A 21,760-nucleotide genomic window follows, 5' to 3' on the forward strand; every position below is an offset into this window, starting at 1 on the left:
CCTTTTGCGTCTAGGATGTCGCCAGACTCGTCAATCAGCCAAGAAGTCCCATCATGTCCCTTCCCGCCACCGTCATTCCCCTGCCGCAGCCCGTTCTCCTGCCCGTCGAAGGCAGCGCAGAAAGCTTCCCCGTCCGCCGCGTCTATTGCGTCGGCCGCAACTATGCGGATCACGCCATCGAAATGGGCCATGACCCGAACCGCGAGCCGCCCTTCTTCTTCCAGAAGAATGCCGACAACCTGTTTTCCGGCAGGGACTTCCCCTATCCGCCGCTGTCGAACGATGTGCATTTCGAGGTCGAATGCGTGCTGGCACTGAAGGCCGGCGGCGCCGATATTTCAGCCGAAAAGGCGCTCGACTGCATCTATGGCTACGGCGTCGGCATCGATTTCACCCGCCGCGACCTGCAGGCCGAAGCCAAGAAGCTCGGCCGCCCGTGGGAGCTCGCCAAGGCTTTCGAACATTCCGCCCCGGTCTCTCCCATCGTCCCGGCCAGCCGCATCGGCCATCCCACCGCCGGCCGCGTCTGGCTGGAGGTGAATGGCGTCAAAAAGCAGGATGGCGACTTAAACCAGATGATCTGGAAAGTGCCGGAAATCATTGCAGAGCTTTCGAAACTCTTCGTTCTCGCCCCAGGCGACGTCATCATGACCGGAACACCGGCCGGTGTCGCCGCCATCAGCAAGGGCGACAGCATTTCCTGCGGCGTCGACGGCATCGCGACCCTGTCGCTGAAAGTGGTCTGAGGAGACGGAAATGGCGATCTATGCGCTCGGAGGTATCAAGCCGAAACTGCCTCCACCAGGCACCTTCTGGATCGCCCCCGACGCGCATGTGATCGGCGATGTGGAACTTGCCGAAGAGGTCGGCATCTGGTTCGGCGCGGTGCTGCGTGGCGACAACGAACCGATCGCGATCGGCAAGGCCACCAACCTGCAGGAAGGCGTCATGGTCCACACCGACCCCGGCTTCCCGACCACGATCGGCGAAAATTGCACCATCGGCCACCACGCAATCATCCACGGCTGCACGATCGGCAACAACTCGCTCGTCGGCATGGGCGCCACCATCCTGAACGGCGCCAGGATCGGCAACAACTGCCTCGTCGGCGCCAATGCGCTCGTCACCGAAGGCAAGGAATTCCCCGACAACTCCCTGATCGTCGGCTCACCCGCCAAAGCGATCCGCACGCTGGACGACGAGGCGGTCGCCAGGATCGCCCAGTCCGCGAAGAAATATGTCGGCAACTGGCAGCGCTTTGCGCGGGATCTGGTGCGGATCGATTGACAATCGACCGCGCGGATCGACCAAAATCGACCGCGGGATCGTAGGCGACCGCAGGAGGATCGGTCAGCGAAGCAGTTTTCAGTCGGTTGCTGCGGCGAGAATCCTGCCGCCTTTCGGCTCCTGGACGATGATGGCGCTCTTGAGGTCGCCGGTTGCAGCCGGGATCGGCAACCTCAACATCTTGCCGTTCCAGGTCCCGAGACGCGTCAGTTCGTGCACGACATGGGCATGCGGCAATGTCTCGCCGGCATTCTCGCCTCTGGCGACCGGAACCTGCACGGTGCCCGGAGCGTAGCGGACGAGCCACACGTCGGCGGCGGCGGTCCGGTCCTTCGCAGCGTCGATGACAGCCTCATTCCGGACAAGCGCGATCCCAGGGCCGGATAGTGCGGGCTCGGACGCGATCACGCGCCGGATCTCGTTGAGATCATAGCCGATGGTCGACTGATGGCCATTGACCACCATCTGCGGCGTGAAAGGGCCGGATTGGCCGAGTGCCGGCTCATAGGTCACCTGCCGGTCAGTGAACTCCCTCCTCCCGAAAATGTCCTTCCATCCAAGATAGTCCCAATAAGTCACCGAGAAGCTCAAAGTGAGCACATCAGGATCGTTGCTGAGCTTGACGAGATTGGCATTGGCCGGAGGACATGAGGAACAGCCCTGGCTGGTGAACAGTTCGACGACCGCAGGCGATTGCCCAGCGCCGGCCTGAGCGGCGGAACCAAGGCCGAAGACTGCTGCGATGATCGCAAGATTGAACGCGGCGGATTGTTTCATGGCGGTGCTCCCTGGTGATCTGCATCTCGTTCTCCTTCGCAGGTGGAACGCCATTCGTTACAGCTTCACGCACTTGTGACGGCGTCGCCCGGATGTCCTGAAAGCCGCACCGCCAGCCTTTCCCGGTGAAAGGTTCGCGGCTGCGAAGAAAAAACTTCGGAACGCCAGTAACAAATCCCGCTTCGCCTACGTACATGCAAGTAGGGGCGTGACGGTACCGGACATCGAAAACGATCATGGCAACACTCGACGATCACAGCCAGGCCACTCCAGCAGGCCCGATGACAACAATCATCCGCCGGCACTCGCTGGCGACCCGCATTACACACTGGATCAACGTTCTCTGTCTCAGCCTGCTTTTGATGAGCGGGCTGCAGATTTTCAATGCCCACCCGGCGCTCTATTGGGGCCAGTACGGCGCGAATGCAGACCCGTCATGGCTGTCGATCGGTGCCGTCGATGAGGATGGCGCAACGCGCGGCGTGCTTCGCATCGGCAAGCTGCAGATCACGACAACAGGTCTTCTCGGCGTTTCGGGAACCGGCGATGACGCGGCCGAGCGTGGCTTCCCTTCCTGGATCACCATTCCGAGCTACCAGGATCTCGCAACCGGCCGCCGCTGGCATCTGTTCTTTGCCTGGCTCTTCGTCATCAACGGATCGATCTATGCGCTCATCGGCTTTCTGTCAGGCCATTTCCGCCGCGATCTGGCACCGAGCGGGGAAGAGATCTCGCCGCGCCATCTGGGGCAGGAGATCGCCGACCACGCGCGCCTGCGCTTCCCCAAGGGTGAAAAGGCAAGGCGTTACAATGTGCTGCAGAAGCTCGCCTACCTGATCGTCATCTTCATCCTGCTGCCGCTGATGTTTGCAACGGGCCTGACCATGTCGCCCGCCATGGATGCCGGCTATCCCTTCCTGCTCGACCTCTTCGGCGGCAGGCAAACGGCCCGGTCGATCCACTTCATCTGCGCCTGGTCGATCGTCCTCTTCGTTTTCGTGCATATCGCAATGGTGATCCTGTCCGGCCTCTGGAACAACATGCGCTCGATGATAACGGGCCGCTACGTGATCGAAACCGAAAGGGACGATCGATGACCTTCTCCATCACACGCCGCGGCCTGTTGATCGGGTCGGCTGCCGGCCTCGGTGCATTCGGCCTGACCGGCTGCGACGATGTCGTCCAGAACTCCAATGTCCAGTCCGTTCTCGATATGGCCGAGACGCTGACGATGAAAAGCCAGCGGCTGCTCGTTCCCAGGGACAAGCTGGCGCGCGAATATTCCGAAGCCGATATCTCGCCGACATTCCGGCCGAACGGCACGAGCCAGCCCGACAGCGAAGCCTATGCGCAAATGATGGCAACCGGCTTTGCCGACTGGCGACTGAAGATTGACGGGCTGGTAGAGCGTCCCGTCGAGCTTTCGCTCGCAGATCTGAAGAAGCTGCCCTCACGCACCCAGATCACCCGTCACGACTGCGTCGAGGGCTGGAGTGCCATCGGCAAGTGGACGGGCGCGCAGCTCGGACCACTGTTGCAGAGCGCGGGGCTGAAGCCTGCCGCTCGCTATGCTGTCTTCTACTGCGCAGACCAGCTCGAACTGACGCTGGACGGCAGCGAAACCTACTATGAAAGCATCGATCTCATCGACGCCTTTCACCCGCAGACCATCCTCGCCTACCAGATGAACGGCAAGGATCTGGAGGTCGCCCACGGCGCCCCGCTTCGCCTGCGCGTCGAGCGCCAGCTCGGCTACAAGCATGCCAAATACCTGATGCGGATCGAGATGAAGGACAGCTTCGCCGGCCTGTGGGGCGGCAAGGGCGGCTTCTGGGAAGACCGGGGCTACGAGTGGTACGCCGGAATCTAGGAATCACCGCCGCTGCAAGATCGGCAACACCTGCCTCATCGGCGCCGACGCGCTCATTACCGAGGGCGATGAATTCCCCGACAACTCCCTGATTACCGTCGCACGGCAAGGCCATTCGTGCGCTGGAGATCGAGGCGATGGCCTATGGATATGGGCAAAGCGGCCCTGATGCGTCGGCATGATCCGGCGGGGAAGCTCATTGGTATGCGCAGAACATCTGGCATCCGCAAGCCGACGCTGGCATAAATGAGCTTCATCGAGGGAGGCATCATGATGCAGAAGAACGCGCCGGACTTCAGCCTTGCGGGCAAGGTGACTTTGGTGACGGGAGCGAGCCGTGGCATCGGTCGGGCCTGCGCACTTGCCTGTGCCGCAGCAGGCTCTGATATTGTCCTGGGGGTCCGCGATGTCGCAGCCTCGGCGGACCTCGTTGCCGAACTCGAGGGCACGGGACGAAAAGTTCTCCCTGTCGAACTGGACATTCCCAACAAGGCCCATATCGCACAAGCCGTCGACGCGGCGCTTGCCACGTTCGGTCGGATCGACATCCTCGTCAACAATGTCGGCGTGGCTCCGGGCAATCTCGCCGAACTCGTTGAGGAGAAGGATCTTGATGAGATACTCGATGTCAACATCAAGGGCACCTTTCAGATGACGCAGGCAGTTGGCCGTCACATGATCAAGCGCCATGGGGGCCGGATCATCAACATCAGCTCACAGGCCGGTACCGTGGCACTGCGTGGCGAGGCAATCTATTGCATGAGCAAGGCGGCAATCAATCACCTCACGCGCTGCCTCGCAGCCGAATGGGCACGCTACGATATCACCGTAAATACCGTATCGCCGACGTTCATTCACACCGACGGTACAGCACCTTTTCTGTCCGATGCCGACAATCGCAAAGCGACGCTCGATCACATTCCACTCGGTCGAATCGGTGAAACCGATGATGTGGTGGGTGCCGTAGTCTTCCTTGCATCTCCGGCTGCGAGCCTGATCACCGGCGCGAACCTGCTGGTGGACGGTGGATGGTCCGTCGCCTGAGGCCGAGACACCAGCGGCACTTTCCTCCGCAACTTGACGCGGCTCCCACGATTCACGGCTAGTTTGCATTCCCGATATCAGAGCGAACGATCCTTTAGCCCTCCATGCGCCGCAGCCTTGTCCTTCAGCCATGACTTTGCCCCTACAGCGGCCGGCCATTCAGATCGAATAGCCTCTGCATCACCTCGACTGACTGCCGACTACCGGATCAGCTTGCGCCGATCGGGGGTGGATCGACTATTGCCGAGAAGGCGAGCGGCGACCTCTGGCATGCATCTCTTCTGCCAGCGCTTTCAAGGATGCGAAAAAGGCCGGCATCGACCAGCCTTTTCCTGGTGCTGATCTTCCCGAAGCCCAGAGGTCTCAGGTGTTCAAGCCGCCATCCACATTGAGAATGGCGCCTGTGATGTTCCTTGCAGCCGGGCTTGCGAGGAAGGCGACGGCAGCCGCCACATCCTGCGGCTCGCCGTAGCGGCCGAGCGGTATCAGGGCGCGCTGGAAATCGGCAAATTCCCCGTCGGCCGGGTTCATGTCCGTATTGGTTGATCCCGGCTGGATCAGGTTGACGGTAACATCCCGAGGTCCGAGTTCGCGGGCGAGACCGCGCGTGAAGGACTGCAGCGCGGATTTCGTCATGTAATACACCGTGCCGGTATCGCCGACGATGCGTTCGGCGCCGGCCGAGCCGATATTGATGACGCGGCCTCCGGCTTGCAGATGGGGAATGGCGGCCTGCGCAGCGAGCACCGGCGAGCGCACGTTGACATCAAGCAGCGCATCGATCTGCGCGACGCTGAAGCCGGCAATTGTATCGTAAAGCGCGATGGCGGCATTGTTGACGAGAATGTCGAGACCGCCAAGCGCGCGAGCCGCCGCCTCCACCGAGCGCTTCACGGCTTCCGGATCGGCACTGTCGGCCTGGATTGCCAATCCCCCCCTGCCCTTGCCCTCGATAGCGCGAACGACCTCGGCGGCGCGATTGGCAGAGCGCTCATAGGTGATGGCGACATCGGCGCCCTTTTCGGCGAGCGCCACCGCAATGGCGGCACCGATCCCACGCGATGCGCCCGTCACGAGAGCACGTTTTCCAGCGAGTTCAGTCATCAATCGTCCCTTTCTGTATTGATCGACACAGAATTAGTTGGGAATGCCGAACGCACCCGTCAAGAATATTATATCGATCGACACAAAAATATCTCAAGCCGTTGCCGAGGCGCCCCGGCGGGTTTAAATAGTGACCGATGCAGAAATCCGACCAGGCACCGCAAGCCCAGGATACGACAGCCACCCGCACCCGAGGGCGACCGCGTGCCTTCGACCGGGAAGCTGCGCTCGCGAAGGCAACCCGCCTGTTCTGGGAAAAGGGTTTCGAGGCGACGTCGATCACCGACCTTACCGAGGCGATGGGCATCGGATCGCCAAGCCTCTACGCGGCCTTCGGCTCGAAGGAGGCGCTCTACGCCGAGGCATTGAACTACTACCACGAGACCAACGAGGCGCTTGTCTGGGCGGGCTTTCGCGCCGCCCCTACTGCACGCGAAGCTATCAAGGCGCTTCTCATGGACTCGGCGGCGGTCCTGACCGGCTCCGTCGTCGATATTCCCCTCGGCTGCATGGTGGCCCTCTCCTCTGTCGGCAGCGAGGGCCATGCCGAACTCGGCGAACTGGTGCGAACCGCCCGCGCCGTCACGCTCGACCTTCTGAAACTGCGCCTGACCCAGGCGGTATCGGCAGGCGAAATTCCAGCCTCGACAGACATTCATGGCCTCGCCCGTTTCGTGCAGACCGTCCAGAGCGGCATGTCGATCCTCGCCCGCGATGGAGCAAGCCGCAGCGAACTGGAATCCGTCGCCGAAGTCTCGATGCTCGGGTGGGACGCCCGCACGCTGGACGACGAGGCGGCCGCGAAGATCACTTAGGCGCGAGGAAATATGTCCGCAACTGGCAGCGCTTTGCGCGGGATCTCAAGCGGATCGATTGAAAATCGACCGCGGGCGGATCGACTAAAGCGAGCAGTCGTCAGGATGCTGCGCGCTTCCGAGGCTCTTCGTGCGCCGCCACGTTTAGTTTGCGAAGCGCTTCCACCATTTTCCCTGGCTCGGAGTTGATCAGGAGCAGATAAGCACGCATGGCCTGCACAGGCCGTGCGCGGCCCTGTTCCCACTGCTTGAGCTGATCGAACCCAAAGCCAAACGTAGAAGCGAAATCCTTCTGGGTTAGTCCAGTGCGTATTCGAATGGCCTTTACATCGATTTCGGCGGGTACATGGAGCTTATACGGCACAGCTTCGCCGCGAGCGACGGCCAAAGCCTCGTTCAAGCCCTCTGCGATCTGATCAAATACCTTCTTGCTCATGTTCATTCTCCGACGGCGACGGGTAACACCCTTCTTGAATACTCTTGCACGATTGCGTCAGAAATCTTCTTCAGACTATTTCGTTCCGCCTTTGTGAGGTTTGCCTTTTGGCTTTTCCCGAAAACGGTCAGCAGGAAAACGGGTAGGTTTTCTCCAGTGTAAAAAGTGATTGTCCTTACGCCGCCACTCTTACCTTTGTTGTTTCCGCGGATCGCCCAACGCAATTTTCGACAACCTCCTGTTTCGACAACCTCCTGTTCCTTCCATCTCATCACCTGCATCAGGATTGGCCGCGAGATAGTCAACAAGCTCCGCAATGTCCTCGTCAGACATTCCCGCCGACTTTGCCGTATTGCGGAACGCATGAAGTTCTGCCACTGTCTGCATGGTTTGATATGTATGTAAATTACGCACCTTGTCAATAACCGTGACGAGGTTAGGCGTTCGTCACAGGCGAAATCCAGCCCCAGGAAACTTCGACGAAAGACGGCAAAAACCGCACGAGGACAGATGATTTTCGATGCATCGCTCACCCCGCCGGGGGCGCCACCCTCCGCGCAAATGGCACCCACAGCAACGCACACCCCGTCAGCACGGCAACCACCATCCACGCCTCGTTGATCGCCTGAACGGTCGCCGCCGTCTGCACCAACGGATCGAGCATCGCTGTCGTATCCGCATCGAACTCTCCCTGATGCCCCGCAATTGCCTGCAGCGGCGCGCCGACGAAAGCGGCAGTATCGATATCTCCCGCCTTCAGCCGGTCCCAGATGCCTTGGCCGAGCGGGTCCGAGCGGGTGTAGATAACAGTGTCGATCAGCGCGATGCCGATCGCGCCCCCAAGATTGCGCATCAGATTGAACAGACCGCTCGCGTCAGGAATGCGCTCCGGCGGCAGGGTGCCGAGGGCCAGCCGCGTTGGTGGCAGCAGGCAGAACATGATGGCCACGCCGCGGATGATCTGCGGCCAGAACATCGCATCGTAATCAGTCCGCGGATCCTGAAACGCGCTCATGCCGATGCCGACAGCAAAGAGCGTGAAACCGACAGCAGACAGCAATCGGGCATCCGTCCGCTTTTCGAGAGCGACCGCGATGGGCGCGGTGACGAGCTGGGCAATGCCCGTCACCAGCATCGTCATGCCGATCTCGAGCGCGTTGTGTCCGCGCACGAAGGCGAGAAAGACCGGCATGAGATAGACGGAACCGAAAAGCCCGATGCCGAGAACGAAGCTCAGCGCGGACCCCACCAGAAAGTTCCTGTTGCTGAAATTGTTGAGCTCGACGACAGGTATCGCTCTGCGCAGCGACCGCCATGCGAAGACGCATCCTGAGACCACAGACAGACCGATGAGGCCGGCGACAACGAGCGAGATCCAGCCGCTCGTCGGCGCCTCCTTCAGGCCGATTTCCAGCGCTGCCAGGCTCGCTGCCATCAGCAGCAACGAGACGATATCCAGATGCCGGAGCTCCGAGAGATTGACACTCTCCCGGGGAAGCGAGCGCATGGCGACGAGCGCTGCCAGAATGCCGGGAATGATGTTGATCAGGAACAGCCAGTGCCAGGAATAGGTCTCGGTCAGCCAGCCGCCGACGATCGGCCCGATGGTCGGCGCGAGAACCGCGAGAACGCCGGCGATCGTCGTCGCAAGCGCCTGCCGCTTATCGGGAAACAGGATGAAGACGGCCGAAAACACCGAGGGGATCAGCGTGCCGCCGGAAAAGCCCTGGATGACCCGCCAGGCAATGAGTTCGCCGAAATTGCCGCTCGCAGCACAGCCTGCCGAGGCGATGACGAACAGCGAGAGCGCGGTCACGAAGAGCCAGCGCATCGTCAGCAGACGGGTCAGGAAGCCCGTCAGCGGTATAGCCACCACCTCGGCGATGAGATAGGCGGTCTGCACCCAGCTCATCTGATCCGGATGGATGTCGAGCGCCGACTGGATGGTCGGAAGCGAGGTTGCGACGACCTGCACGTCGAGGATCGCCATGAACATGCCGAGGCACATGGCCAGAAAGCCGATCCATTTGCGCTGTGGCGCAACTGCGGACGAAACGGGTTCAGACCGGTCGGGCATGAAATGGTCCTGCAAGAGCTTCAACGCGTCGGCATGGACAATAGCCGCGATGTGCCTCTATCGCCAGAGTCACCTGGTCCGCCGTCAGCATGCCGATAACCGGCGGCGATTTGCAGGGGATCTCAAGTAAAGATTCTTGAATCCTGCCTCTTGCAATTTTTGCCGCTGCGCATCATATCCCGGCTTCACCTGAAAACGGACTTGCGCTTGGTATCGACGTTGGTCGAGCCGCGTTCGAGCTCCACAGGACAAGGGCGCTCCCCGCAAGGGTCGAGCGCCCTTTTGATTCCCCCCGCCGTCCAATCCTTGCCGCCCGATCCGTGCCATCAGTCGCCAAGACTGAACAGAACCGACGGATCGGGCGTGACCGGCGGGACGAAGAAGGTCAGGCGCACGGCTTCCATGATCAGCAGCGGCGGCTTCATCTCGCCGGCAAGCTGCGTTATCCGGGCCTGCAGTTCGCGCACCTTGTCCGGATTCCGATCGGCAAGATCGGCCGCCTCGGACGGATCGCCGGAAAGGTCGAAGAGCTCGACTTTTGGCGGCAGCGATGCCTTCCAGACCAGTTTCCAGTCACCCTGACGGACAGCGCCGGCCAGCGGATCGACATTGTAGACGATTTCGTCGCGCGGCGACGGCATGTTCTGGCTGATCGTCGCCCATACGTCCATTCCGTCGAGCCGCTTGCCCTTGCCAACAGCAGCCCCGGCAAGACTTGCCAGCGTCGGCGCCATGTCCACGATATGCACCATGCCGCCGACCGCGCCGGGCTTGATCATGCCCGGCCAGTTGGCGAGCGCCACGACGCGTGTTCCGCCCTCGTACAGCGTTCCCTTGCCGTCCCGGTACGGGCCGTTATCGGCGGGAAGTCTGCCCGAGATCTTGCTGTCGCCGGCAAACATGGAGCTTTTCACGCCGCCATTGTCACTGTGGAAGACGATGAGCGTATTGTTGCGCATCCCGCGCTTTTCGAGTGCGGCGACCACTTTGCCGATGCCGTCATCCATGACGGATATCATCGCCGCATAGGCCCTGCGGTTCTCGTCCTCGATATTCTCAAAGCGATCCAGATATTCTCTGGGCGCCTGGAACGGCGTGTGCGGCGCGGTGAACGCCAGATAGAGAAAGAGCGGGCGGCCGGCATCGTGATGCTCGATCGTGCGGGCGGCCTCCTCGCCGAACAGGCTGTTGTCGAAGCCCTTTTCCTCCAGCGGCTTGTTGTTGCGGTACCAATCCTTGATGCCGTGCGAGGAATGCTTGAAATGGTCGATTTCGCCGACAAGCGCGCCGTAGAAACTGTCGAAGCCGCGCTGCCGCGGCCAATATTCGGGCTTGGCATGGCCGAGATGCCATTTGCCGACCAGTGCCGTCCTGTATCCGGCATCCTGAAGCATCTGCGGCAGCAGATATTCGTCGAGCGGAATGCCGTAGGTTCCCGCCGCCGGAATGACGCCGGTCTGCAGCCCGTAGCGCAGCGGATAACGCCCCGTCATGAATGCCGCCCGCGTCGGCGTGCACATCGGCTGCGCATAGAATTGCTCGAAGCGCGCGCCCTCCTGCGCCAGCTTGTCGAGATGTGGCGTCCTGATGTCGGAACCCTGGAAGCCGACATCGCGCCAGCCGAGATCATCGGCGACAATATAGACGATATTCGGCCGCGGCGGCGGCACTTCAGCCGCCTCTGCCCCGGCAAGGCTGCCCAGCACGCCGGCGGCCAGGGCGACGCGGGAAAAGGCGGCGCTGCTCATCAGGATCTGCCGTCGGGATATCATACTGCCTTCGCCCGTCCCGGCGGGCGCTGCTTCGTCATGGTCCATGATGCGTTCCTCCGTCCGGTCAGCCAACCGGGAGCGGTGATTATGCGCCGGCGCGACGGGCGGGCAAGCTGGTCTTTTGGAGGAACGAAGCCGGCAGCAACCGGGATGTTCAGCGGCGCCAGCGGCTTGCTTTCGATCGCATCCAGAAAACGCCGGCCTCGGGCCGGCACTACCGGCTTGCCGTCGCTCCGGCATAGGGCGTGCTTTTCATCGCCGCCTCTACCCCAACAATTCCCATATCGATGAAGCCGAGAAACAAGGTCTTCGCCTTCTCCGGGTCCTGGTGCTGCCGGAAGTTCCGGTGCGCCTCGATGAAGGCGACGCTCCAGGTGGCAAGCAGCATGGCGCTCGCAAGCTTGGCCGCGAGATCGTCAGCCGGCCGGCCGGCACTTTCGGCAAGCGCCACTGCCAGTTCCCCGGCAATCTCGTCCCGGATGGCCCGCGCCCTCGCCTTCAGCGTCTCGCTGTTTTCCACCGTCTGGATGAAATTCTGGCTCGCCGGCGAAAATATCAGATAGGGCGTCTGCTGGTTCACGAGCCGGTACGCCAGCAGCCGCAATGTCTCGATCGGCGAAACCTCCGGATCGCGCTGTCGCAGGGCTTCGCGCAGCGTCTCGCGCGCCTCCTCGTCGCGGTCAAAGAACATGTCCTCCTTGCGCGGAAAATGGTTGAACACCGTCATCCGCCCGACATCGGCCGCCGCCGCGATCTCATCGACAGTCACATTCTCGAAGCCCCGCTCGAAAAACAGCCGGTCGGCAGCAAGCGAGATCGCGCGCCGCGTGGCAAGGCGCTTGCGGGATCTCCGATCTGAGGGTGTTTCGTCTGATGGCGTCGTCATGCGCCTCCCATAGCAGGATTTATATACTGAGTACACTGACGTTGACAGGCAGCGCCCAACATCCTATTACTGTACTCAGTACATATTTAGATGAAGTACACACAAAGCCAAGTTTGACGTGGAACCGGGCCGCCATGCCCGGCACCGCGATCGGCAAAGCTTTGCCTGCATCCTTCGTAGGAGAATTCCATGAAAGCCATTCAGTTCAGTCGCTATGGCGGTCCCGATGTCGTCGATATCGTCGAGATCGACCCGCCGCATCCTGGCCCCGGCGAGGTGCAAATCAGGGTGCGAGCGGCCGGCGTCAACCCCTCGGACTGGAAGCGCCGCGAAGGGCAATATCGCACTTTCGAGGAAGTAACCTTTCCCGCGGGCGTCGGCGTCGAGGCTTCGGGCATCGTCGAAGAAATCGGCCCCGGCGTTTCCAACACTTTCGTCGGCGATGCCGTCTTCGGCTACGGCGAAGCGACGATGGCGGAGCGCGCCGTCCTCACCCATTGGGTCCACAAGCCCGATGACCTGCCCTTCGAGATCGCCGGCGGCCTCCCCGTCATATCGGAGACGGCATGGCGCAGCCTTGACGAGTCAGGCGTCAAATCCGGTGAGACGCTGCTCGTCAGCGGTGCCGCCGGCGGCATCGGCTCGGCCGTCCTCCAGCTCGCCCGCATCAGGGGCATCACCGTCATCGGTACGGCGAGCCTGCAGAAGCACGACTATATCAGGGACCTCGGCGCCATCCCGACCACCTACGGGCCGGGACTTGCCGATCGTGTGCGGCAACTCGCGCCGGATGGCGTTGATGCGGCACTGGATGTCGCCGGCTCCGGCATCATCCCTGAGCTGATCGCCATGACTGGCGATCCCGCCCGTGTGGTCTCCGTCGCCGATTTCTCGGCCGAGGAATATGGCGCGAAATTCTCGCGCGGCCCGCCGAAGGAGCCGGAGCGTGTGCTCGCCGATGTGGCCCGGCTCTATTCGAAGGGCCTGTTCCGCCTGCGCATCGAGCAGAGCTTTCCGTTGGAGCGGACGGCTGAAGCGCTGTCCATCAGCGCCGCCGGCCGCGTGACCGGCAAACTCATCATTTCCCCGTGATATCAGCTATGAACAAACCCCTCATCGTCATCTTCACCGCCATCTGCCTCGATGCCATTGGCATAGGGCTGATCTTCCCCATCCTGCCGCACCTGCTTCAGGAGGTGACGCGGACAGAGGACATCGCCGTCCATGTCGGCATCATGACCGCGCTCTATGCCGCCATGCAGTTCGTCTTCGCCCCCATGCTCGGCGCGCTCAGCGATACGATCGGCCGCCGTCCGGTACTCCTGATTTCGCTCGCCGGTGCGGCGGTCAATTACCTCATCATGGCCTTTGCGCCATCCCTCTCGGTGCTTTTCATCGGCCGCGCCATCGCCGGCCTCACCAGCGCCAACATGTCCGTCGCCTCGGCCTATATCACCGATATTTCGCCCGCCGATCAGCGCGCCCGCCGCTTCGGCCTCACCAACGCCATGTTCGGCGCCGGCTTCATCATCGGCCCCGTTCTCGGCGGGTTACTCGGCGATTACTGGCTGCGCCTGCCCTTCATCGCCGCTGCAGTGCTCAACGCCTGCAACCTGCTGCTCGCCCTCTTCATCCTGCCGGAATCTCGACCACTTGAATCTCGGGTGCCGTCGCGCCGGAAGCTCGATCTCGCCGCGCTGAATCCGCTCCGGCCGCTGAGACGGATCGTCTCGATGAAAGGCCTGTTGCCCATCGTATCCATCTATTTCGTCTTCAGCGCCGCCGGCGAATCCTACGGCACCTGCTGGGCGCTCTGGGGCTTCGACACATTCGGCTGGAACGGTGTCTCAATCGGCCTGTCACTCGGCGCCTTCGGCATCTGCCAGACGATCTGCCAAGCCTTCCTGCCGGGGCCGGCAACCCGGTTGCTCGGGGAGCGCTGGTCGGTCATGACAGGCATCGCCTGCGCCTCGATCGCACTGTCAGTCATGGCCTTCGCAAACCAGGGCTGGATGATCTTCGCCATCATGCCGGTCTTCACCCTGGTCGGCATCGGCAACCCAGCCTTCCAGGCGCTCGCCACAAGGCAGGTCGAACCCGACCGGCAGGGCGAGCTGCAAGGCGTGCTCGCCTCCACCGTCAGCCTCGCATCCATCATCGCCCCACTTGGGTTTTCATCGCTCTATTTCATGACGCGAGAGAATTGGCCGGGCGGTATCTGGCTGTCGGTGATCGCCCTCTATGCGATTGCGGTGCCGCTGGTGCTCATCAGCACGAGAACCGCTGGCACCTTACGGACACTACAGAATTGATCCGCGCGCGGCTGAGATGGGGTGGAAAGCGGACAGTCGGCTTGCCATTGGGTTCTCGGGAGCACTCGCCATTCGGCGTCGTAGAGGAAACTCTTCGGAGCTCGATTGGAAGCTTTGTGATAGGCGGTGGCAGATGCTCTTCCATAAGGAACGATTGTTCCAGAATATGTCGCCGGTTTAGTCGCGGAGCGCAACAAAGTCGTGGGTCTTGACCGTCTCACGCAAATTCTGCATTTTGAAGATAGCGCTACGTAGGGTGCACCGGCCTTTGAGCCGACTGGGCAACGCCCGCCTACAACTTCAAAGGTAGCGCTTATGCCGAATCTCGAAAACCTCAAGAAGCAAGCCAAGCAGTATTTGCGGTGGCATCGCGAGCGGTATTATCCAGTCGCGGCCCATATCCGCGCTGCTTTGCCACGATTTCAACACCTCGACGATAATCAGATATTGGAATCCAGTTTCAAGCTGAATGACGCGCAAGAACTTGTCGCGCGTCAATTGGGATTCGAGGGGTGGCTGGCGCTCAAGTCAGGAGCCCATGGCATGACCAATCAAAGCAAACAGACCGCATCCCACCCGGTTCTGAGTTCTGTCTCCGCGCAACTCTTCGTCTCCGACATCAAAGCGTCGTGTGAATTCTTCACCGACAAACTCGGCTTCGCGCTCGACTTTGTTTACGGCGACCCTCCATTCTACGGACAGGTTGTTCGTGACAACGCGCGCCTCGCTCTGAGGCTAGTTTGCGAGCCTGTGTTTGTCGGCGACATCCGACAACGCGAACATCTGCTCTCCGCCTCGATCACGGTCGACACCGCCAGTGAGATCAAGCGACTCTTTCTGGATTTCCAAGCTGCCGGAGTGGATTTTCACCAGACGCTCAAGAAGGAGCCGTGGGGTGCCCGAAATTTCATTGTTAGGGACCCGGACGAAAATCTCATACTGTTTGCTGGTCCGGCCGACTAAATATATCTCAAATCTCTGAATACCGACCTAGATTGTCGCAGAATTCCCGAAATCTGCGACACGCTTTTCCGGTAGATCAATGTCAGGTCTTCGGCGGCTCGACTGAGCCGGCGAACGTCCGCAATAAAGGTCGATAGCTGACTTTCGTCAATACTTGGAAAGATGACCGCTTCGGGCGCGATAGCTGCCATCGCCGCCCAGCCTCGATCGGGCCCTCGCAAGAAACGCGCCACGATCCCTTGAGGTCTTGACGTCACACATCCTTCATCTTCCGCAGCTAGGCAGGCCGAAATCCGGAGACTGTCCATGGACTCGACCGCGCCAGCAAACCGCCCCAAAATCGCGGAGACCATCATCCATCCGACCGCCAGCATCAGGGATTCGAGCATCGGCACGTGCTGCGAAATCCTGGAAAATACCTCTCTGCACACGGTCGAACTCGGGGATTATTCCTATCTGGGGCAGCGCTGCATCGTCGGCGATGCGACGATTGGAAAGTTCTGCGCCATTGCCGCCGAGGTCAGGATCGGCGCGCCCAATCACCCGATGGACCGCCCCTCCATGCATCGTTTCACCTATTGCCCGGAATATTATTCGGCCGACGCCGTGCGCGACCATTCCTTCTTTGCCGAGCGAAAGGCAGATCGCGCCGTCATCGGTCATGACGTCTGGATCGGTCACGGGGTCATCGTGCTCCCCGGCGTCAAGGTTGGAGACGGCGCCGTGCTCGCGGCAGGCGCAGTCGTCACCAAGGACGTCGAACCCTATACCGTTGTCGGCGGCGTTCCCGCCAAATTCATTCGCGAGCGGTTCTCGCCGACAGTCGCCGAAAAACTTGCCGCCATCGCCTGGTGGGACTGGCCTTTCGAGACGATCATGGCGCGGCTTGCCGATTTTCAATCCAGCGACGTCGAGGCCTTCTGCAAGCGCTGGGCTTAGAGTGTTTTTATCGAGAGAGACAGGCGGATCATGAGCGACGAAAGACAAGAGCATAATGCAGCCTGCCACTGCGGCAGCGTCAAATTCCGGGTGCGGTTAGCAGACGAATTCAATACGATCCGCCGCTGCAACTGCTCCTACTGCCGCATGCGCGGCGCCATCGCCGTCTCGGCCGAGCTCAAGGATATCGAATTCGTCGAGGGCGAAGACAATCTGACGCTCTATCAATTCAATACCGGCACAGCGAAGCATTATTTCTGCAAGACCTGCGGCATCTACACTCATCATCAGCGCCGCTCGAATCCGAGCCAGTTCGGCATCAATGTCGCCTGCATCGAGGGCGTCAGCCCCTTCGATTTTTGGGAAATCCGGGTCATGGACGGCATCTCCCACCCCTCCGATTCCGGCTCCGCGGCCAAAGTCGCCGGGATCCTTCGCTTCGAACCGACAAGATGAAATCACGCTCAAGCGTTCGGACTAAAATGGTATCCCGAACCAGGTCGCAAGCGCCACCATGCCGCGGACGACCGCCAAGCTCAAATGAGGCCCTGGCATTTGCCGAGCCTCAGTGGAAGCGAAACCACCAATTTGAGTACATTCCCTCGCGATTTCTACCCCGAGAACGGCGCCAGCGTCCCGAACCAGGCGACAAGCGCCACAACGCCGATGGCGATCAAGATCTCCGCAATCGTCCCGGCCGCCAGCGCCTTGGCGGCCGAGTGCGACCGGCCCATGCGCGGCACCAGCCCATAGCGGTTGAAGACCGCCATTAGCACCATGATCACGACAAGCCCGATCTTCAGCGCAAGCAGACGCTGATAAGGCACGCTCCAGTCGAGCGGCAACCCGCCTGTTATCAACAGGCTGTTGGCAAGCCCCGAGAGAATGACCAGCGCCACGGCGACATGCCCCGCGCTGGAAAATCGGATCAGCGCTTTCAGTGCATCAGCACCCGCCCTGTGGTCGCGAAGTCGGCAAAGGACCAGCACAACCGGGGCCAGCGCGCCAATCCATGCGCCGCCCGAGAGCACATGCACGATGTCGTTTGCCCGGTGCAGCACCCGCAGCCAGCCGTCATTCATCGCCGCATGGCCGGTCAGCGCCAGGCCGCAGAGCAGCAAGGCGGAAACGACAGCGGTCGCCGCCATCTGCCGGCGCGACGGCAGCCCTGTCACCGCCAGGAGAACAACGGCAAACATGGCCTGCCAAGCCCATGCAGTGCCGATGGAGGTTCCCGTCAGCACTGACATCATCGTGTCCGTATCCAGCCCATCCGCCCAGCCATTGCCGAGCATGGCGCTGCGCACCGGCAGCAGCGCCGTCGTGGGGATCACGGCCAGCGCCACGGCCGCAAAACGCGCCACCCTGAGCTTCGCCCAGATGCAGCCGCTCAAACCCTTGGGCACGAGCAGCCACAGATAGGCTGCGCTGCCCCAGAGAAACAGCGCTGCCCCGTCGAAGGCGAAACGGCAGAGGATGAAGGCCGTATCCGGTGTCATCAGGGATTGACGGTGAACGTGAAACTGCCGTTGGTCTTGTGCCCGTCGGTGGAAAGCACATGCCAGTCGACCGTATAGCTGCCGGGCGCGAGCTTGTCGGAGACCGGCACCATCAGCACCTTGTCGCCGTCCTCGAGCATGCCGTCGCCGAGCTTGATGTCCTTCTTGTCCGGGCCGGTCAGGGTGACGCCGCTGAACTTGAGGTTCAGCTCTTCGGTGAAGGTGAGATCGAGTTCGCTGGGCGACGCGACGGCCGCCTTGTCGGCCGGCTCGGAGCTTTTCAGATGCGCATGCGCGAAGGCCTGCCCTGCAAACGCGACGCTTGCGAGGGCGGTGACGGAGAGAATGCGGGTCATCGGGGACATCAGATCATGCCTTTCGTTTGGTTGGGACAGGCGATGGCGCACAAGGCCCTCGCGAGATTAGACAGTCGGAGAGCGGATTTATTCCGGGTCATGCTGTAGATTATTGGCACGAGCCACCTCACACCCCTCCGCGCAACAACACATCGCGGATCTTCGCCAGCGCCTCATCCCGATCCGCCCCATAGGGGATCAACCCCTTCAGCCGCCCATCGGCGCCGATGAGCAGCAGCGAGACGGTATGGCTCATGTGATAATTGCCGTCTTCGCTCGGCAGCTTTTCCGCATGGATGAACCAGCCGTTGGAAACCTTCTTCATCTCCTCCGGCGCACCGGTAATGCCAGTGATGCGGCTCGAGAAGGCGCTGACATATTCATGCATCACCTCCCGCGTATCGCGCTCCGGATCGATCGAGAAGAAATAGGCCTTCAGCGCCCTGCCCTGATCGCCAAGCGTCGTCAGCCAGTCCGCCACCTCGTAAAGCGTCGTCGGGCAAGCCTCGGGGCAATGCGTGTAACCGAAATAGACGAGCGCCGGATGGCCCCGGAAGATCGACTGATCGACATCATTGCCCCTGTCATCGACGAGGGAAAACTGCGTATCGAAAGGCCCGGTGCGCGGCTCCGAAAGATAGAGCGACACGACAATCGCAATCAGCGCGCCGACGAAGACCACACTTGCGGTAACGCCTGAAATGGCAAGGGTGCGCGCGCTCATTGGCCATGCCCCTCATGGCCGCCCTGACCAGCGCCACCGGCCTCGTCCGCCATCATGACGGTACCCTCGAAGCTCGCAAATGTCGCCAGCACTTTCGGGTCAAGCGCGGCTTCGGCCTCAGCCAGATCCGCCGCAAGCGCCCTGGCATTCTCGGCGGAAAGCCCGACCTTCTCCAGCGCCGTTGCCTCCCTTATGCCGTCGCCGCTGCAGAGAACGATGCTCCACCCGTGATGCCCCTTCTTCAGCAGTGCCCGTCCGCCGCGCCCATCCTGCTGCCAGCCGGCAATCGCCCAGTCGTTCCTGACGACCACGGGCAGGATTGTCAGCGGCTTGTCCGGCCTCTCGAACATGGTCTTCAGCGTCGCCGGGATCGCCTCCTCCGGCGATGGTCCGGGCATGTCCATGCCCTCCATGCCGGGCATCGCCATCCCGCCATGATCCATCGCACCATGGTCCATGCCGCCGCTTGCACCGCCGACATCATCGAGCGGCCCGGCAATCCTGCCGACGGCAAAATCGACAGCGATCTTTCCAGCCCTCTCGAAGCTCAGCACCGCCCGGATCGTCTCGCCCTGCTTGAAGGGCTTGCTCACGTCCTGGAACATCAGGTGGTAATTGGGCGCAAGCGTCACCGTCTGCCCGGCGGGAATGGCAAGCCCGCCCTTCAGCTCGCGCATGGTCATGATGCCGTTATCCATGCTCATCTGGTGCAGTTGCACGGTCCTGGCGCGGTCCGAACTGGCGGCAACGAGTTTGTCCGGCTCGCTGCCCGTATTGGTGATGACAAGATAGCCATCGCCGACCTTGGCCCCCGGCACCATGGAATGCGAGGCCGCATGGTCGATCCGGATCGTGCCGGCGGCCGGGTCCTGCGCAGCCGCAGCCGTCGCAACCAGCAGGCCCAGAAGAAGAGAGAAAATCGTCTTCATCATCATCTCCTCAGGCAAAGGCGCGCTTCAGCGGCGGCACGAAGCGGATCACCATCTGGTCGAAGGCGATCATCACCAGGATCGTGAGCCCGCTCATCGGAAAGGCGATTGCGAAGGCGAGCACGATGGTCCAGAGCCCCAGATAGACGGAGCGCCGCGGCGGCATCGGCGGCACACCGACCCGCCCGGCCGGTCGCCGCTTCCACCACATGACAGCACCTGTGACGCAGGAAAGGATGATCGCCAGGCACGTCGCCAGCATCAGAAGCTGGTTGAAGAGCCCGAATTCCTGCCCCTGATGCACATTGATGCCCCATTCGATCGCCCGCCCCAGGAAGGGATACTGGCCAAAGGAGAGATCGACGAGCGGCTTGCCGGAATACTGGTCGATATGGAGGGTGCGCTCGTTAGTAAGGTCATCGGGATAGACTGCCGCCGTATAGACGCCGGTCTCGCTGCCGGGAATGGCGAGATCGAAACCTGGGGCCATGCCGAGCCCGCGTGCGATCTCGACGGCGCGATCAAGCCCGATCGGCTTCTTCGACTGCGCCGCCGCGATATCCGACAGCGGTACCGGCGCCTTCTCGACGATCCAGCCGGCCTTCGGCAGGATATCCTCCGTCACCTTCTGCGACTTCGGCACGGCATCCCACAGCTGCACGGGATAGCCGAGATCATGGCTCGTCAGCCAGGCATTCACATTGGCCCCCCAGTATCCCGACCAGGGCATGCCGGTCATCGCCATGAAGAAGATCAGGATGCCGGCGAATGCGCCGGTCACCGCATGAAGATCACGCCAGAAGACCCGCCGCGAAGGCGTGCCGCGCACGGTCACGACGCCACCCGTCTGCCGCCGCGGCCACCAGAGATAGATGCCGGTCACGACCAGCACCATGGCAAAGCCGCCTGTGATTTCGATCAGCTTGTTGGGCGTCGTCCCAAACAGCGCAAGGCTGTGGATGCGCTTGACGACATAGTTGAACTCCTCGGTCGTCCCGACCGTATCGAGCACCTTGCCGTCATAGGGATTGACGAAAACCAGTGTCGAGCCGGCATCCGAGGAAACGGTGACGATCGCCGAGCGGTCGAGCCCGGCCGGATCCTTGTAGGAGCTGGCGACGGAACCAGGCACGGCCGCCGCCGCGATATCGGCGACCTCATGCGGCGCCAGCGCCTCGCCGGCGGGCTGAACAATATAGCGATAGGCAAAGACCGTATCGTTGATCTCGTCCTTGAAGAGATAGAGCGAGCCGGTGATCGCGAGATTGAGCAGGAATGGAATGGTGAGCAGGCCGGCAAAGAAGTGCCAGCGCCAGATGGCGCGATAGAGCGAAACGCCGGATACGGCGCTCTCCGCCACCTCAGCGGCAATAGTGATAGACATGGAAGTTTATCCGAATCCGCGGCCGGCTGCGTCAGCGCGGCCCGGCCATGATTGCAAGACGCATCACGGCCCATTGCCGCAATGCGGGTTCAGGCAAGGATCGGATTGGCAGGCGGCGCGCGCGGCCCGGTATTCGGTGGGAAAAGCTGGCGATGGAAGGCTTCGACACGGCGCGGCAGCTCCACCGCGACCGTAAAGCCAATCCGCGCACCGGTGATATCGGCAGGCTGCGGCAGCACCACGGCGGCACTGATACGGCAGGCTTCGCACGGATTGAGATGCGCGATCTTGCCGTGTTCCTTGCCGCTGTCGTCAGTGACGGTGACGCAGAGCGTCGGCAGCGTGCCGTCGGGCAGCACATATTGGGCAAGTGCTGCGGGGCTCAGGGTATCCTCGGCAAGGGCCGGAACCTGATGCGCAAAGCCGACGAAGACGAGCGCAAGCGCGCATAGAATGCGCACCATCAATTGCTCGATCCTGTCCAGACGGTGTTGCATCGTTCCCCTGCGCCTTGAGGCCCCTACCTCAGCATCGAATCCGTGATAGCGACATCCGCGGGAAAGCTCAATGCGACATTCGTTCGCCG

General features: G+C 61.6%; 24 protein-coding genes and 1 pseudogene. 12 read left to right on the plus strand and 13 right to left on the minus strand.

Annotated features, from left to right (window positions below; all coding sequences use genetic code 11):
* Nucleotides 1–53 precede the first annotated feature (53 nt).
* Nucleotides 54–746, plus strand: coding sequence for a fumarylacetoacetate hydrolase family protein (locus ACK9YZ_RS12220; RefSeq protein WP_416063986.1), 693 nt, complete (start codon nt 54–56; stop codon nt 744–746).
* Between the two features lie 10 nt (nt 747–756).
* The gene (locus ACK9YZ_RS12225; protein ID WP_416063987.1) at nt 757–1,287 is read left to right on the plus strand and encodes a gamma carbonic anhydrase family protein; all 531 of its coding nucleotides are present in this window, start codon (nt 757–759) and stop codon (nt 1,285–1,287) included.
* Nucleotides 1,288–1,365: 78 nt separating this feature from the next.
* Here ACK9YZ_RS12225 and ACK9YZ_RS12230 read toward each other — a convergent pair whose 3' ends face one another.
* On the minus strand, nt 1,366–2,064 hold the full coding sequence (locus tag ACK9YZ_RS12230) for a DUF1223 domain-containing protein (protein ID WP_416063988.1): 699 nt from the start codon (nt 2,062–2,064) through the stop codon (nt 1,366–1,368).
* 236 nt (nt 2,065–2,300) lie between these two features.
* Here ACK9YZ_RS12230 and ACK9YZ_RS12235 point away from each other — a divergent pair, with 236 nt between their 5' ends.
* From ACK9YZ_RS12235 to ACK9YZ_RS12250, 4 genes and pseudogenes are all read left to right on the plus strand, one after another.
* Nucleotides 2,301–3,161, plus strand: a complete 861-nt coding sequence (locus ACK9YZ_RS12235) for a cytochrome b/b6 domain-containing protein (protein ID WP_216754958.1) — start codon at nt 2,301–2,303, stop codon at nt 3,159–3,161.
* The gene (locus ACK9YZ_RS12240) at nt 3,158–3,934 is read left to right on the plus strand and encodes a molybdopterin-binding protein (RefSeq protein ID WP_416063989.1); all 777 of its coding nucleotides are present in this window, start codon (nt 3,158–3,160) and stop codon (nt 3,932–3,934) included. Before ACK9YZ_RS12235 ends, ACK9YZ_RS12240 begins: the two co-directional genes overlap by 4 nt.
* Before the next feature lie 16 nt (nt 3,935–3,950).
* Nucleotides 3,951–4,037 (plus strand): annotated as a pseudogene (locus ACK9YZ_RS12245) (gamma carbonic anhydrase family protein); the annotation flags it as partial.
* A gap of 170 nt (nt 4,038–4,207) precedes the next feature.
* Nucleotides 4,208–4,978: an SDR family NAD(P)-dependent oxidoreductase gene (locus ACK9YZ_RS12250; protein ID WP_416066734.1), complete on the plus strand. Its 771-nt coding sequence runs from the start codon at nt 4,208–4,210 to the stop codon at nt 4,976–4,978.
* A 363-nt stretch (nt 4,979–5,341) separates the two neighbouring features.
* Here ACK9YZ_RS12250 and ACK9YZ_RS12255 read toward each other — a convergent pair whose 3' ends face one another.
* Nucleotides 5,342–6,082, minus strand: coding sequence for an SDR family NAD(P)-dependent oxidoreductase (locus tag ACK9YZ_RS12255; RefSeq protein WP_416063990.1), 741 nt, complete (start codon nt 6,080–6,082; stop codon nt 5,342–5,344).
* Between the two features lie 137 nt (nt 6,083–6,219).
* On the opposite strand from ACK9YZ_RS12255, the gene ACK9YZ_RS12260 reads away from it, so the two are divergent.
* Nucleotides 6,220–6,897 (plus strand): TetR/AcrR family transcriptional regulator, encoded by a 678-nt coding sequence (locus ACK9YZ_RS12260; RefSeq protein ID WP_416063991.1) that lies wholly within the window; start codon nt 6,220–6,222, stop codon nt 6,895–6,897.
* Nucleotides 6,898–6,997: 100 nt separating this feature from the next.
* On the opposite strand, the gene ACK9YZ_RS12265 is transcribed toward ACK9YZ_RS12260, so the two are convergent.
* The 5 genes from ACK9YZ_RS12265 to ACK9YZ_RS12285 all read right to left on the minus strand — a co-directional run bounded on the left by ACK9YZ_RS12265 (nt 6,998) and on the right by ACK9YZ_RS12285 (nt 12,068).
* Entirely contained in the window at nt 6,998–7,333 is a 336-nt protein-coding gene (locus tag ACK9YZ_RS12265) for a helix-turn-helix domain-containing protein (RefSeq protein WP_416063992.1), read from the minus strand.
* Between the two features lie 2 nt (nt 7,334–7,335).
* Complete coding sequence (locus ACK9YZ_RS12270; protein WP_416063993.1) at nt 7,336–7,698, minus strand: type II toxin-antitoxin system RelE/ParE family toxin; 363 nt, start codon at nt 7,696–7,698, stop codon at nt 7,336–7,338.
* A 164-nt stretch (nt 7,699–7,862) separates the two neighbouring features.
* On the minus strand, nt 7,863–9,410 hold the full coding sequence (locus tag ACK9YZ_RS12275) for a DHA2 family efflux MFS transporter permease subunit (protein ID WP_416063994.1): 1,548 nt from the start codon (nt 9,408–9,410) through the stop codon (nt 7,863–7,865).
* 326 nt (nt 9,411–9,736) lie between these two features.
* Nucleotides 9,737–11,227: an arylsulfatase B gene (locus ACK9YZ_RS12280; protein ID WP_416063995.1), complete on the minus strand. Its 1,491-nt coding sequence runs from the start codon at nt 11,225–11,227 to the stop codon at nt 9,737–9,739.
* A 169-nt stretch (nt 11,228–11,396) separates the two neighbouring features.
* Nucleotides 11,397–12,068: a TetR/AcrR family transcriptional regulator gene (locus tag ACK9YZ_RS12285; RefSeq protein WP_216754965.1), complete on the minus strand. Its 672-nt coding sequence runs from the start codon at nt 12,066–12,068 to the stop codon at nt 11,397–11,399.
* Nucleotides 12,069–12,257: 189 nt separating this feature from the next.
* Between ACK9YZ_RS12285 and ACK9YZ_RS12290 the strand changes: the two genes are divergently transcribed.
* From ACK9YZ_RS12290 to ACK9YZ_RS12310, 5 genes are all read left to right on the plus strand, one after another.
* Nucleotides 12,258–13,160 carry an NADP-dependent oxidoreductase gene (locus ACK9YZ_RS12290; RefSeq protein WP_416063996.1) on the plus strand — a complete coding sequence of 301 codons (903 nt, stop codon included), beginning with the start codon at nt 12,258–12,260 and terminating at the stop codon, nt 13,158–13,160.
* An 8-nt stretch (nt 13,161–13,168) separates the two neighbouring features.
* On the plus strand, nt 13,169–14,380 hold the full coding sequence (locus tag ACK9YZ_RS12295; RefSeq protein WP_416063997.1) for a TCR/Tet family MFS transporter: 1,212 nt from the start codon (nt 13,169–13,171) through the stop codon (nt 14,378–14,380).
* A gap of 315 nt (nt 14,381–14,695) precedes the next feature.
* A complete protein-coding gene (locus tag ACK9YZ_RS12300) occupies nt 14,696–15,343 on the plus strand; it encodes a VOC family protein (RefSeq protein WP_216754968.1) in 648 nt (215 codons plus the stop codon).
* Between the two features lie 306 nt (nt 15,344–15,649).
* Nucleotides 15,650–16,282, plus strand: coding sequence for a DapH/DapD/GlmU-related protein (locus ACK9YZ_RS12305; RefSeq protein WP_416063998.1), 633 nt, complete (start codon nt 15,650–15,652; stop codon nt 16,280–16,282).
* Between the two features lie 30 nt (nt 16,283–16,312).
* Nucleotides 16,313–16,738, plus strand: a complete 426-nt coding sequence (locus ACK9YZ_RS12310) for a GFA family protein (RefSeq protein ID WP_416063999.1) — start codon at nt 16,313–16,315, stop codon at nt 16,736–16,738.
* Between the two features lie 155 nt (nt 16,739–16,893).
* On the opposite strand, the gene copD is transcribed toward ACK9YZ_RS12310, so the two are convergent.
* From copD to ACK9YZ_RS12340, 6 genes are all read right to left on the minus strand, one after another.
* Entirely contained in the window at nt 16,894–17,781 is an 888-nt protein-coding gene (gene copD / locus ACK9YZ_RS12315) for a copper homeostasis membrane protein CopD (RefSeq protein ID WP_416064000.1), read from the minus strand.
* Nucleotides 17,781–18,146 carry a copper homeostasis periplasmic binding protein CopC gene (gene copC / locus ACK9YZ_RS12320; protein WP_416064001.1) on the minus strand — a complete coding sequence of 122 codons (366 nt, stop codon included), beginning with the start codon at nt 18,144–18,146 and terminating at the stop codon, nt 17,781–17,783. Before copC ends, copD begins: the two co-directional genes overlap by 1 nt.
* Before the next feature lie 118 nt (nt 18,147–18,264).
* The gene (locus ACK9YZ_RS12325; RefSeq protein ID WP_416064002.1) at nt 18,265–18,861 is read right to left on the minus strand and encodes an SCO family protein; all 597 of its coding nucleotides are present in this window, start codon (nt 18,859–18,861) and stop codon (nt 18,265–18,267) included.
* Nucleotides 18,858–19,790: a copper uptake system-associated protein gene (locus ACK9YZ_RS12330; protein ID WP_416064003.1), complete on the minus strand. Its 933-nt coding sequence runs from the start codon at nt 19,788–19,790 to the stop codon at nt 18,858–18,860. Before ACK9YZ_RS12330 ends, ACK9YZ_RS12325 begins: the two co-directional genes overlap by 4 nt.
* A gap of 10 nt (nt 19,791–19,800) precedes the next feature.
* Complete coding sequence (locus tag ACK9YZ_RS12335; RefSeq protein WP_416064004.1) at nt 19,801–21,174, minus strand: PepSY-associated TM helix domain-containing protein; 1,374 nt, start codon at nt 21,172–21,174, stop codon at nt 19,801–19,803.
* Nucleotides 21,175–21,263: 89 nt separating this feature from the next.
* A complete protein-coding gene (locus ACK9YZ_RS12340; RefSeq protein ID WP_416064005.1) occupies nt 21,264–21,671 on the minus strand; it encodes a hypothetical protein in 408 nt (135 codons plus the stop codon).
* Nucleotides 21,672–21,760 lie beyond the last annotated feature (89 nt).

The organism is Rhizobium sp. ZK1 (assembly GCF_047782645.1).
Classification (GTDB): Bacteria; Pseudomonadota; Alphaproteobacteria; order Rhizobiales; family Rhizobiaceae; genus Rhizobium.